Annotated in this window: 9 protein-coding genes; 8 read left to right on the top strand and 1 reads right to left on the bottom strand. The window is 73.8% G+C overall.

Annotated elements, in window-relative coordinates; genetic code table 11:
- Positions 1–165: 165 nt before the first annotated feature.
- The 8 genes from AB0D08_RS27265 (at position 166) to AB0D08_RS27300 (ending at position 11,486) form a co-directional block, all read left to right on the top strand.
- A complete protein-coding gene (locus tag AB0D08_RS27265) occupies positions 166–540 on the top strand; it encodes a hypothetical protein (RefSeq protein ID WP_359892434.1) in 375 nt (124 codons plus the stop codon).
- A 439-nt stretch (positions 541–979) separates the two neighbouring features.
- Positions 980–2,638 (top strand): APC family permease, encoded by a 1,659-nt coding sequence (locus AB0D08_RS27270; protein WP_033818747.1) that lies wholly within the window; start codon positions 980–982, stop codon positions 2,636–2,638.
- 274 nt (positions 2,639–2,912) lie between these two features.
- Complete coding sequence (locus AB0D08_RS27275; RefSeq protein ID WP_033818746.1) at positions 2,913–4,385, top strand: catalase; 1,473 nt, start codon at positions 2,913–2,915, stop codon at positions 4,383–4,385.
- Positions 4,386–4,566: 181 nt separating this feature from the next.
- Positions 4,567–5,610 carry a phosphotransferase family protein gene (locus tag AB0D08_RS27280; RefSeq protein ID WP_359892437.1) on the top strand — a complete coding sequence of 348 codons (1,044 nt, stop codon included), beginning with the start codon at positions 4,567–4,569 and terminating at the stop codon, positions 5,608–5,610.
- A gap of 2 nt (positions 5,611–5,612) precedes the next feature.
- Positions 5,613–6,836 carry an acyl-CoA dehydrogenase family protein gene (locus tag AB0D08_RS27285; protein ID WP_033818744.1) on the top strand — a complete coding sequence of 408 codons (1,224 nt, stop codon included), beginning with the start codon at positions 5,613–5,615 and terminating at the stop codon, positions 6,834–6,836.
- 1 nt (position 6,837) lies between these two features.
- Positions 6,838–8,043 carry an acyl-CoA dehydrogenase family protein gene (locus tag AB0D08_RS27290; RefSeq protein WP_359892440.1) on the top strand — a complete coding sequence of 402 codons (1,206 nt, stop codon included), beginning with the start codon at positions 6,838–6,840 and terminating at the stop codon, positions 8,041–8,043.
- The gene (locus AB0D08_RS27295) at positions 8,040–9,161 is read left to right on the top strand and encodes an acyl-CoA dehydrogenase family protein (protein ID WP_033818742.1); all 1,122 of its coding nucleotides are present in this window, start codon (positions 8,040–8,042) and stop codon (positions 9,159–9,161) included. The genes AB0D08_RS27290 and AB0D08_RS27295 overlap by 4 nt, the downstream gene beginning before the upstream one ends.
- Before the next feature lie 402 nt (positions 9,162–9,563).
- Positions 9,564–11,486 (top strand): EAL domain-containing protein, encoded by a 1,923-nt coding sequence (locus tag AB0D08_RS27300; protein ID WP_359892443.1) that lies wholly within the window; start codon positions 9,564–9,566, stop codon positions 11,484–11,486.
- Positions 11,487–11,522: 36 nt separating this feature from the next.
- Here AB0D08_RS27300 and AB0D08_RS27305 read toward each other — a convergent pair whose 3' ends face one another.
- Positions 11,523–12,584 carry an LLM class flavin-dependent oxidoreductase gene (locus AB0D08_RS27305; RefSeq protein ID WP_033824823.1) on the bottom strand — a complete coding sequence of 354 codons (1,062 nt, stop codon included), beginning with the start codon at positions 12,582–12,584 and terminating at the stop codon, positions 11,523–11,525.
- Between the last annotated feature and the right edge of the window lie 346 nt (positions 12,585–12,930).

A 12,930-nucleotide genomic window follows, 5' to 3' on the forward strand; every position in this document is an offset into this window, starting at 1 on the left:
TCCGACGCACTCGGGCACCGGGACGCCTGACGCCCGGGTGCGGACGGCGACGAGACACCCGGCGCGCGCGCGCCGGCCGCCGACCCCGCCGTAGCGGCGGCTGCCGCGGCTGCGGCGGCCGCAGCGGCCGCGGCCCTGTCCGCCGAGCCCGGCACGGCCGTCGGGGTGGCGGCCACCGATCCGCTCGGCCCGGTGCTGGTCGACGCCCAGGGGCGCACGCTGTACGTCTTCGAGGGCGACACCTCGACGGCCTCCACCTGCTACGACGACTGCGCCGCCGCGCTCCCCCCGCTGACCACCAAGGGTCTGCCGGTGGCCGGTCCGGGCGCGGACGAGGGGCTGCTCGGCACCACGGTGCGGACCGACGGCACGGTCCAGGTCCTCTACAACGGGCGGCCGCTCTACCTGTGCGCCGCGGACACGGCCGCCGGGGAGTCGTTCGGCCAGGAGCAGTCGCGGTTCGGCTCGTACTGGTACGCCGCGGACGCCTCCGGGCACTCCGTGAAGGTGTCCGCGGCCCCGCCGGATCCCACCCACTGAGACCGGCGGACCCCCTCCTTCGGACGGCCCGCGGGCCTCACCGGCCTTCACCAGGCACTCTCTTCCGCCCCCGGCCACCCCGGTTCACCGCCTGTCCACCCGGTGCTGCAGGCCCTCAACCATCGACCGATTCCTGTATAAATCCGTGCCGACGCGGCGCGAACGACCGCCCCAGCGCCCCCGCGCGGCCCTCATGCTTATGCAGCGCCCTGCGAAGCAATACCACCCCACCCGCTTTCTCAAATAATGCTCAAATTTCCGTGACGCCTGGCCTGACCTGCGGAGACATACGGAGAGCAGTCAGTTGTGCAGCAGCCGTGAAATTGGCCATCTGAATGTAACTATTCGGCTTCGCGTCTGTTGTGCGACCGTGGTGCCGACCTAGCCTTGGGCAACTCTCAACCTCCACCTGCCATTCACCGAGAGGTTCCCCATCCCCATGGCTTCTGTCGACCAGCTCGCCCCTTCAGCCTCCCCATCGACCGGTTCACCGGGCAGCGGCCGTTCGCTGCGCCGTGAGGTCGGGCTGATCGGCCTGCTCTGGGCCTCCGTGGGCTCGATCATCGGCTCCGGCTGGCTCTACGGCGCGAAGAACGCCGTCATGGTGGCCGGCCCCGCCGCGCTCATCTCCTGGGGCATCGGCGCGGTCGCGATCGTGCTGCTGGCCTTCGTCCACGCCGAGCTCGGCGGCATGTTCCCGGTGGCGGGCGGCACCGCGCGCTACCCGCACTACGCCTTCGGCGGCCTGGCCGGCATGTCGTTCGGCTGGTTCTCCTGGCTGCAGGCCGCCACGGTCGCGCCGATCGAGGTCGAGGCCATGATCGGCTACGCCGGTCACTGGGAGTTCGCGAAGAGCTTCCTGAACGACAACGGCACCCTCACCGCCTCCGGCTTCGTGGTCGCGGTGATCCTGATGGGCGTCTTCGTCGCGGTCAACTTCCTCGGCGTGCGCGTGCTGTCGCACACCAACAGCTTCGCCACCTGGCTGAAGATCTTCGTGCCGCTGCTGGCCATCTTCACCCTCGCCGTGACCAACTTCCACGGCGGCAACTTCACCTCGCACGGCTTCGCCCCGTTCGGCACCAAGGGCATCCTGGCCGCGATCAGCACCAGCGGCATCATCTTCGCCCTGCTCGGCTTCGAGCAGGCGATCCAGCTGGCCGGTGAGAGCAAGAACCCCAAGCGCGACATCCCGCGCGCCGTGCTCGGCTCGGTCGCCATCGGCACCCTGATCTACATCCTGCTGCAGGTCGTCTTCATCGCCGCGCTGCCCGCGACCTCGTTCGCGAACGGCTGGGCCAACCTCGACTTCCCCGGCATCAGCGGCCCGTTCGCCGGCCTCGCCACCACCGTCGGCCTCGGCTGGCTGGCCTGGGTGCTGTACTTCGACGCGATCGTCTCGCCCGGCGGCACCGGCCTCATCTACACCACCTCCACCTCGCGCATCTCCTACGGCCTGAGCAAGAACGGCTACGCACCCCAGCTGTTCGAGCGGGTCGACCGCCAGGGCGTGCCGTGGTTCGGTCTGGTCATCTCCTTCCTGACCGGTGTGATCTGCTTCCTGCCCTTCCCGAGCTGGCAGGAGCTGGTCGGCTTCATCACCTCCGCCTCGGTGCTGATGTACGCGGGCGCCCCGCTGGCCTTCGGTGCGCTGCGCCGCCGCCTGCCGAACCGTGAGCGCTCGTACCGCCTGCCCGGCGGCGCGGTCATCGCCCCGCTGTCGTTCATCGTCGCCAGCATGATCATCTACTGGACCGGCTGGCACACCCTGGCCCGCCTCGGCATCGCCATCGTGCTCGGCTACGTGCTGCTCGGCAGCTACGCCGCGTACGCCACCAAGAAGGGCCTGCCGAACGCGCCGAAGCTGGACTGGCGCGCGGCCCAGTGGCTGCCCGCGTACCTGCTCGGCCTCGGGCTGATCTCCTGGCAGGGCAGCTTCGGCGACGGCCAGGGCAACCTGCCGATGTGGTGGGACATGGGCGTGGTCGCGGCCTTCGCGCTCGCCATCTACTCCTGGGCGACCCGGGTCGCACTGCCCGCCGAGCTGATCGAGCAGATGATCCAGGACGTCGAGGTGGTGGACGAGGGCGGTCACTGACCCCCGGACCCGCTACCGCGGCACCACCCCCGCAGGACCCAGCGGTACCCGCTGGTGCCCAGTAGCACCCCGCAGGACCCAGCGCGCAGCCCGGCCGGTACCCACCGGCCGGGCTGCGCCGCATTCACGACGCGTCCGTAACGGACATGGTGGCCGGGGCGGCCGGGGTCTGCGGTTGCCGGACCCGGCGGACGGTGGTTCGGTCGAACCGGTCGCAGCGCAGCGCGCGCGACGCCGAAGGTACGTCCCGGTACCGCTAGGAGGCCTCACAGCCATGTCCGATGCACCACGCGCCCAGCACCCCGTCCAGCCCACCACCAACAACGCCGGGGTCCCGGTCGAGAGCGACGCGGATTCGCTGACCGCGGGCCCGGTCGGCCCGATCCTGCTGCACGACCACTACCTGATCGAGAAGATGGCCCAGTTCAACCGGGAGCGGGTGCCCGAGCGGGTGGTGCACGCCAAGGGCGGCGGCGCGTACGGCGTCTTCCGGGTGACCCAGGACGTGAGCCGGTTCACCAGGGCCGACCTGTTCCAGCCCGGCAAGGAGACCGAGATGCTGGCCCGGTTCTCCACCGTCGCCGGTGAGCTCGGCACCCCCGACAGCTGGCGCGACCCGCGCGGTTTCGCGCTGAAGTTCTACACCGAGCAGGGCAACTACGACCTGGTCGGCAACAACACCCCGGTCTTCTTCGTCCGGGACCCGATCAAGTTCCAGGACTTCATCCGCTCGCAGAAGCGCCGCCCCGACACCCACCTGCGCGACCACGACATGCAGTGGGACTTCTGGACGCTCTCCCCGGAGTCGGCCCACATGGTCACCTGGCTGATGGGCGACCGCGGCATCCCGAAGTCCTGGCGCCACATGAACGGGTACGGCTCGCACACCTACCAGTGGGTCAATGCGGACGGCGAGCGCTTCTGGGTCAAGTACCACTTCAAGACCGACCAGGGCATCGAGTTCCTGACCCAGGACGCCGCCGACCGGCTGGCCGGCGAGGACCCGGACGCCCACCTGCGCGACCTCCACGACGCGATCGAGAACGGCGACCACCCGTCGTGGACGCTGTACGTCCAGGTGATGCCGTTCGACGACGCGTGGACGTACCGGTTCAACCCGTTCGACCTGACCAAGGTGTGGCCGCACGCCGACCATCCGCTGCACGAGGTCGGCCGGATGACGCTCGACCGCAACCCGGACAACTACCACGTCCACATCGAGCAGGCCGCATTCGAGCCGTCGAACCTGGTGCCCGGCATCGGGGTCTCGCCGGACAAGATGCTGCTCGGCCGGATCTTCTCCTACCCGGACACCCACCGGTACCGGATCGGCCCCAACTACGCCCAGCTGCCGCCCAACCGGGCGCACGTGCCGGTGCACTCGTACGCCAAGGACGGGCCGATGCGCTTCGACGCGTCCCGGGCCACCACGCCGTACGCGCCCAACTCGTACGGCGGGCCGGCCGCGCAGCCCGAGCTGTGGGGCGCGCCGATGGGCTGGGACGTGGCGGGGCGGATGGTCCGCGAGGCGTACCCGCTGCACGCCGAGGACGACGACTGGGGTCAGGCGGGCACCATGGTGCGCGAGGTGCTGGACGACGCCGCGCGCGAGCGGCTGGTGTCGAACATCGCCGGGCACCTGCTGAAGGGGGTCTCCGCGCCGGTCCTGGAGCGGGCCGTCACGTACTGGCGCAACGTGGACAAGGACCTCGGCGACCGGGTCGCCGCGAAGGTCGCCGGGCGCTAGCCGCCGGCAGGTACGCAGCCGCCCCGGGCCGGACGGTCCGGGGCGGCTGCGGCGTCCGCGCGGCGGGGGCCGGGGCGGGCCCGGCGGTCGCAGCCGTTGACAAGGCGGACACCTCGCGGGGATTCTAAGCAAGCGCTTAGTCATACCGTCCTGTCGTCGTCCCCACCCAGGCGAGGAGCCCATGAGCGACGCCCCCGCAGCCCTTCCCGGCCTCGATCTCGACCGTCTCCGCGCCCGCATCGACCGTGACCTGCCCGGTCTGCTGGCCGGTCCGCTGCACGCCCGGCTGTTCGAGGGCGGCAAGTCGAACCTGACCTACCTGCTGGAGGACGGCACCGGCCGCTGGGTGCTGCGGCGGCCGCCGCTCGGGCACGTCCTGGCCACCGCACACGACATGGCCCGCGAGTTCCGGGTGCTGACCGCCCTGCACCCGACCGGGGTGCCGGTGCCGCGGCCGCTGCTGCTGATCGAGGACCCGGAGGTGACCGGGGCGCCGTGCTACCTGATGGAGTGCGCGCCGGGCACCGTCTACCGGGACACCGAGCAGTTCGAGGGCCTCGGCGACGAGCGGGTGCACGCCCTCGGGCTGCGCCTGGTGGACACCTTGGTCGACCTGCACGCGCTCGACCCGCAGGCCGTCGGGCTGGGCGGCTTCGGCCGGCCGGAGGGCTTCCTGGAGCGGCAACTGGTCCGCTGGGGCAAGCAGTTGGCGGCCTCCCGCAGCCGGGAGGTGGCCGGCATCGACGAGCTGCAGGCGCAGCTCGCCGCCGCGCTCCCGTTCTCCCCCGCGCCCGCGCTGGTGCACGGCGACTACCGGTTGGACAACGTGCTGGTCGACGCGGACGACCGGATCACCGCGGTGCTGGACTGGGAGATGTCCACCGTCGGCGATCCGCTGACCGACCTCGGACTGCTGGTGATGTACATCGAGCTGGCCCGGCGCTTCGACGGCGTCCTGCCCGGCGCAGTGCTCGCCCCCGGGTTCCCCGCCACCGCCGACCTGGTCGCCCGGTACGCCGAGCGCTCGGGGCGGGACGTGGCGGCGCTCGGCTGGTACGTCGGCTTCGCCTCGTTCAAGCTGGCCGTCGTACTGGAGGGCATCCACTACCGGTGGACCAAGGGCGGCACGGTCGGCCCCGGCTTCGACCGGGTCGGTGAACTGGTGCCCGCCTTCGTACAGTTCGGTCTCGCCTCGCTGGACCGGCCGACCAACAAGGAGCACTGACGGTGGACTTCTCCTACGACGCCCGCACCGAGGAGCTGCGCGGCCGGCTGCTCGCCTTCATGGACGAGGCGGTGTACCCGGCGGAGCCGGTGCTCACCGCCCAACTCGCCGACCCCGCACGGGAGCCATGGACCGTCCCGCCGGTCGTCGGCGAGCTGCAGACGGCGGCCCGGGCGCGCGGCCTGTGGAACCTCTTCCTGCCGGGCGAGCACGGCGCGGGCCTGACCAACCTCCAGTACGCGCCGCTGGCCGAGATCACCGGCCGGTCGATCCTGCTGGCGCCCGCCGCGCTGAACTGCGCGGCCCCGGACACCGGGAACATGGAGCTGCTGGCCGAGTTCGGCGACGAGGCGCAGCGCAAGCAGTGGCTGGAGCCGCTGCTCGCGGGTGAGATCAGGTCGGCGTTCGCGATGACCGAGCCGGAGGTGGCCTCCTCGGACGCCACCAACATCACCACCCGGATCGAGCGGGACGGCGACCGGTACGTGGTCAACGGCCGCAAGTTCTACATCACCGGGGCGATGAACCCGAACTGCCGGATCTTCATCGTGATGGGCAAGACCGATCCCGCCGGGGACCCGCGCCGGCAGCAGAGCATGATCCTGGTGCCGCGCGACACCCCCGGGGTGACGGTGCGGCGCGGGATGACGGTGTTCGGGTACGGGGACGAGGACCACGGCGGGCACGCCGAGGTGCTGTTCGAGGACGTCCGGGTGCCGGTGGGGAACCTGATCGGTGCGGAGGGCTCCGGGTTCGCCATCGCGCAGGCGCGGCTCGGGCCGGGCCGGATCCACCACTGCATGCGGGCGATCGGGGTGGCCGAGCGGGCGCTGGAGCTGATGTGCGACCGGGCCCTGTCCCGGGTCGCGTTCGGCCGGCCGCTGGCCGAGCAGGGCGTGGTTCAGGAGTGGATCGCGGAGTCCCGGGTGCGGATCGAGCAGGCCCGGCTGCTGGTGCTGAAGACCGCCTGGCTGATGGACACCGTCGGCAACCGGGGTGCGCACACCGAGATCCAGGCCATCAAGATCGCCGTGCCGTCGGCGGTGGAGTGGATCCTCGACAAGGCCGTCCAGGCGCACGGTGCGGCCGGGGTCGGCCAGGACACCCCGCTGGCACAGCTGTGGGCCGGGATCCGGACCCTGCGGCTGGCGGACGGTCCGGACGAGGTGCACCGGCGGTCGCTGGCCCGGCGCGAACTGAAGCGCCGCCAGGGCGGGGAGGTCTGACATGCGATCACCGGAGGCAGCGGCGTCCGACGCGGAGCCGGAGGTCCGTGAGCGCCTGCGCGGGCTGCTCGACGCGTACGACCCGGCCGGCACTGCGCGGGAGGACTTCCTGCGGGCCAGGTTCGACGCCGGCCTGGCCTGGGTGCACTTCCCGCCCGGGCTCGGCGGGCTCGGTGCGCCGCGCGCCCTGCAGGCCCTGGTGGAGAGCGAGTTGGCGGCCGCCGGGGCGCCGGACAACGATCCGCGGCGGATCGGCATCGGCCTCGGCATGGCCGCGCCGACCATCCTGCGGTACGGCACCGAGGAGCAGAAGCAGCGGTTCCTGCGGCCGCTGTGGACCGGGGAGGAGGTGTGGTGCCAGCTGTTCAGCGAGCCGGGCGCCGGATCCGACCTGGCGGCGCTGGCCACCCGCGCGGTCCGCGACGGCGACGGCTGGCGGGTGGACGGGCAGAAGGTGTGGACCTCCGGTGCGCACACCGCCCGCTGGGCGATCCTGATCGCCCGCACCGACCCCGGCGTACCCAAGCACCAGGGCATCACCTACTTCGTCTGCGACATGACCGACCCAGGGGTGGAGGTCCGCCCGCTGCGGCAGATCACCGGGGAGGCCGAGTTCAACGAGGTGTTCCTGACCGGCGTGCGGATCCCCGACGCGCACCGCCTCGGCGGCGTCGGCGAGGGCTGGCAGGTCGCACAGACGACGCTCAACAACGAGCGGGTGGCGATCGGCGGGCAGGCGATGCCACGCGAGGGCGGGCTGACCGGCATCGTCGCGGCCACCTGGCGGGAGCGGCCCGAGCTGCGCACCCACGAGCTGCACCAGCGGCTGCTGAAGCTCTGGGTGGACGCCGAGGTGACGCGGCTGGCGGGTGAGCGGCTGCGGCAGCAGCTGGCGGTCGGCCAGCCCGGGCCGGAGGGGGCGGCGATGAAGCTCGCCTTCGCCCGGCTCGCCCAGGAGTTGAGCGGTCTGGAGGTGGAACTGCTCGGCGAGGAGGGCCTCGGGTACGACGACTGGACGCTGCGCCGCCCGGAGCTGGTCGACTTCAACGGCCGTGAGGCCGGCTACCGGTACCTGCGGGCCAAGGGGAACTCGATCGAGGGCGGCACCTCGGAGATCCTCCGCAACATCATCGCCGAGCGGGTGCTGGGCCTGCCGGGCGAGCCGCGCACCGACAAGGACCTGCCCTGGAAGGAGCTGCCGCGATGAGCGCACCCGATCTGCTCCACTCCGAGATCGAGGAGGAACTGCGGGCCAGCGTCCGGGCGTTGCTCACCGACCGGTGCCCGCCGTCGGCGGTGCTGGAGCGCTGCGAGGGGCCCCGGCCGTACGACCCGGCGCTGTGGCGCGCCCTGGCCGACGAGCTAGGGGTGGCGGGGCTGCACGTGCCCGAGGAGTACGGCGGCGCGGGTGCGAGCCTGCGGGAGAGCGCCGTGGTGCTGGAGGAGCTGGGGCGGCGGGTGGCGCCGGTGCCGTTCCTGGGCAGTGCGGTGCTGGCGGGGGTGCTGCTGCTGGCGGCCTGTCCGCAGGACGCGCTGCTGCCGCAGGTCGCGGGCGGTGCGCTGACCGCGACCGTCGCGGTGCCGCTGTCGACCGCGCCGGGGGCCGGGTTCCCGGCGGCTGTGACCGCCGGTGCGGGTGCCACGCTGAGCGGCCGGGTCACCTCGGTGGCCGACGCGCTGGACGCCGGGCTGCTGCTGGTCCCGGCGGTGGGGCCGGACGGCCCCGCGCTGTACGCGGTCGAGGCGGGCGCGGCCGGTCTGGGGGTGGTCCGGCGGACCTCGCTGGACCTGACCAGGCCGCTCGCGGACGTCACCCTGCACGAGGTGCCCGGGCGCCGGCTGGCCGTCGGCGAGGTGGCCGAACGGGCCCTCGGGCAGGCCCTGTTGACGGCTGCCGGGCTGCTGGCCTCGGAGCAGCTCGGGGTGGCCGAGTGGTGTCTGGCGGCCACGGTGGAGTACCTGAAGGAGCGCCGGCAGTTCGCGCGCCGGCTGGGGTCGTTCCAGGCGCTGAAGCACCGGCTGGCCGATCTGTGGCTGGAGACGGTCGGGGCGCGTGCGGCGGCCCGGTACGCGGCGGACACCCTGGCGCGCGGCGGCCCGGACGCCGAGGTCGCGGTGGCGCTCGCGCAGGCGCACTGCGCGGCGGTGGCGGTGCGGGCGGCCGAGGAGTGCGTCCAGTTGCACGGCGGGATCGGGATGACCTGGGAGCACCCGGCGCACCTGTACCTCAAGCGCGCCAAGGCGGACCAGATCGCCCTGGGCACGCCCGGGCACCACCGGGCGGCGCTGGCCCGGCTGGTGGACCTGCCGGGGCCGGTCGGCTGACGGCGGCGCCGGAAGCACCGAGGGGGGGGGGGGCCGCCGGGGCCCCGCCCCCCCGGGGGGCGGGGGGGGTGGCTGGCAGCCCCCCCCCCCCCCCGGGCGCGCCCCGCCCCCCGCGCGCCGGGGGCGGTGCCGTGTCCGCACTCCGGCCGGCTCCCCGATCGCCGCGAATCACCCTGGCGGCGGTCGCCCGTGGATCCGTGGGCGGCCTATGATCAGCGGCAGTGGCCCGTTCGCCGCCGAGTGTGCCCCGTCCAGCGGTCCGGTCCCCCGGGCCGGGGCGGCCCGCCCGCGGCCGACAAGCGGTCCGCCGCGGTACGGGCAGCCGACCGGATCAGTGTGAGCAGCGGACGGGAGCGTGCCGTGCCGGGCCGGAACGAGGGGGCCGACGCACAACACCTGGGCGTGCGGCACGACGGACGCAGCCGGGCCGAGGACGCGCACCCGGCCGTCGGCGTCCACCAGTCGCACGTTCTCCCGCCGTACCCGCAAGGGGAGTTCGGGCCGCCGCCGGCCACGGCCGCCGGGCTCACCGGCTGTCCCGCCTGCGGCGCGCCGGTCGGCGGCGGCACCCAGCGGCTGCTGGCCGCGCTGCGGGCCAGCGAGTCCCGGTTCCGGGCGGCGTTCGCGGACGCGGGGATCGGGATGGCGCTGATCGACGCCGACGACCACATCATCGAGGCCAACCCGGCGTTCGCCGCGATGATCGGCCGGGACTCCGCCGACCTGGCCCGGATGCACATCCACCGGATCATCGAGCCCGAGGACGCGCCCCGCCGGCTCTACCTGGAGCTGATGCGCGGCGAGCGCGACCGGCTGCGGGTGGAGAAGCAGCTCAAGCACCGCGACGGCCGCACCGTGCTGGGCAAGGTGACCATCTCGCTGATCCGGGACGACACCGGGCGGCCGCTGTACACCCTGGCGATGGTCGAGGACATCACCGAGCAGCGGCTGCTGGGCGACCGGCTGGCGTACCAGAGCCTGCACGACCCGCTCACCAGGCTGCCCAACCGGGCGCTGTTCTTCGAGCGGCTGGAGAGCGCCTTCGAGGCGGCCGGGGCCCGGCGGCCGCCCGCCCGGCTGGGCCTGTGCTACGTGGACCTGGACGGGTTCGCGGCGGTCAACGAGATGCTCGGGCACCACATCGGCGACCAGCTGCTGGTCGCGGTGGCCGAGCGGCTGGAGAACGGGTTCGCCCAGGGCGAGGACCGGCTGCTGGCCCGGCTCGGGGGCGACGAGTTCGCCCTGCTGGTCACCGGGAGCCGGGGCAGCGAGCAGCTGACCGAGCTGGCGGCGCAGCTGGTCGAGGCGCTGGAGCTGCCGTTCGAGGTGGCGGGCCACCAGCTGTCGGTGACGGCCTCGGTCGGCGTGGTGGAGCGGCCGGTGGACGGCACCACCCCGATCGACCTGCTGCGGGACGCGGACTCCACGCTGTACTGGTCCAAGGCCGACGGCCGGGCCCGCTGGACGCTCTACGACGCCGACCGCGGCGCCCACCAGCTCACCCGGCAGCGGCTGGCGACGGCGCTGCGGCCGGCGCTGGAGCGCGGCGAGTTCACGGTGGAGTACCAGCCGCTGGTGGGGCTCGCGGACGGCGCGGTGCGCGGGGCGGAGGCGCTGGTGCGCTGGCGGCACCCCCGGTACGGCACGCTGTCGCCGGACCGGTTCATCCCGCTCGCCGAGGAGTCCGGGGCGATCGTGCCGCTGGGCAAGTGGGTGCTGGAGGAGTCCTGCCGACAGGCCCGGCGGTGGCTGGCGGAGTTCCCCGACACCGAGACCTTCGTCAGCGTCAACCTGGCGGCCCGGCAGATCTGGGACTCGGACGTGGTCGCGGACGTCGCCCAGGTGCTGGCGGAGACCGGGCTGCCGGCCCGGCTGCTCCAGCTGGAGATCACCGAGAGCGCCGTGCTCGGCCCGGGCGGGCGTCCGCTGCAGGCGCTCCAGGCGCTGGCGGACATGGGGGTGCGGATCGCCATCGACGACTTCGGGACTGGCTACTCCAACCTCTCCTACCTGTCCCGGCTGCCGGTGCACGTGCTGAAGCTGGACGGCACCTTCATCGAGGGCTTCCGCGACCCGCAGCCGGAGCGGCGGCCGAGGGCCCGGCGGGAGGCGGCCGACGAGCAGATCGTCGGCGCCATGGTGCAGCTGGCCCACGCGCTGGGGCTGACGGTGACCGCCGAGGGCATCGAGAGCGCCGCCCAGGCCGAGCGGCTGCGGCTGACCGGCTGCGACACCGCGCAGGGCTGGTACTTCGCCCGGCCCGGGGAGGCCGAGCTGGTGGCGGCCATACTGCGCAAGGGCCGGCCGGGGCCGGCGCCGGTCTGACCGGCCCCGGCCGCCCGTCCCCGGGCCGTCGGCGGGTCAGCCGCCGGCCGTGAGCCCGTACGCCTGGGCGATCAGCTCGTAGGAGCGCAGCCGGCGCTCGTGCCCGTGGATGTGCGAGGTGACCATCAGTTCGTCGGCGCCGGTGCGCTTGCGCAGCCGCTCCAGGCCGTCGGCGACCTCGCCCGGCGCCCCGAGCACCACGTTGGCGAGCCAGCTGTCGAGGAAGTCCGCCTCGGCCGGGCCGTACGGGTGGGCGGCGGCCTCCTCCGGGGTGGGGATCAGGCCGGGCCGGCCCTGGCGGAGCCGGAGCATGGCCAGTCCGGCCGAGCGGGCCAGGAACCGGGCCTCCTGCTCGTCCCCGGCGGCCACCGCGCTCACCCCGATCAGCGCGTACGGCTCGGCCAGCACGGCGGAGGGCCGGAAGCTGGAGCGGTACAGGTCGAGGGCGGGCACCGTGTTGGCGGCGCTGAAGTGGTGCGCGAAGGCGAACGGCAGGCCGAGCCGGCCGGCCAGCCGGGCGCTGAACCCGGAGGAGCCGAGCAGCCAGATCGGCGGGCGCCCGGCGCTGCGGGGCACCGCGGCCAGCGCCGCGTACGGGTGGCCGTCGGGGAAGTCGCCGTCCAGGAAGTGGGTCAGCTCGGCGAGCCGGTCGGGGAAGTCCTCGGCGCCTTCGGTGTCGCCGCGGCGCAGGGCACGGGCGGTCGCCTGGTCGGTGCCGGGGGCCCGGCCGAGGCCGAGGTCAACCCGGCCCGGGTGGAGCGCCTCCAGCAGTCCGAACTGCTCGGCGATGGCGAGCGGCGCGTGGTTGGGCAGCATCACCCCGCCGGAGCCGAGCCGCAGCGTACGGGTGTGGGCGCCGAGGTGCGCGAGCAGCACGGCCGGCACCGAGCTGGCGACGCCCGGCATGCCGTGGTGCTCCGCCACCCAGAAGCGGTGGTAGCCCCACCGCTCGGCGCCGGTGGCGAGCTCGGTGGTGGTGCGCAGGGCCTCGGCGGGGGTGGTGCCGACGCCGACGGTCGCGAGGTCGAGGATCGAGAGCGGCGCGGGGGCCGTTCCCCGGGCGCGGCCGCGGACCGGGTCGCCTTCCACAGTGGTCATGCCGTCCGTCCTCCTGGTCGCCGGGTGCTGTTCCGCAGGGGGACAACCCGGGCCCGGGCCCGGGTGTTCCCGCCGGTGGGCGGCGCGGCCGACCGGGACTCCTGACCCTCCGACAGCAGGCGGGTACGGATGGCGACTTCACGCCAGCGCCGGAAGTCGCCAGGCCGCGGGGTCGCGGGCGGCGCGATCCTCGGGCAGTCTTGTTGATCAGCGCGGACCATTCACCGGTGCCGCGTCCATGTGCAAGACCGACGGGCTGGACCAGCGCCGTCCGGTCGAAGCGGGCCCCTGGGACGGCACCCCGTCCCAGGGGCCCGTGCCATGTCCGCCGTCTCGCCCCCCGCCC

Source organism: Kitasatospora sp. NPDC048540, from assembly GCF_040651175.1.
GTDB lineage: Bacteria > Actinomycetota > Actinomycetes > Streptomycetales > Streptomycetaceae > Kitasatospora.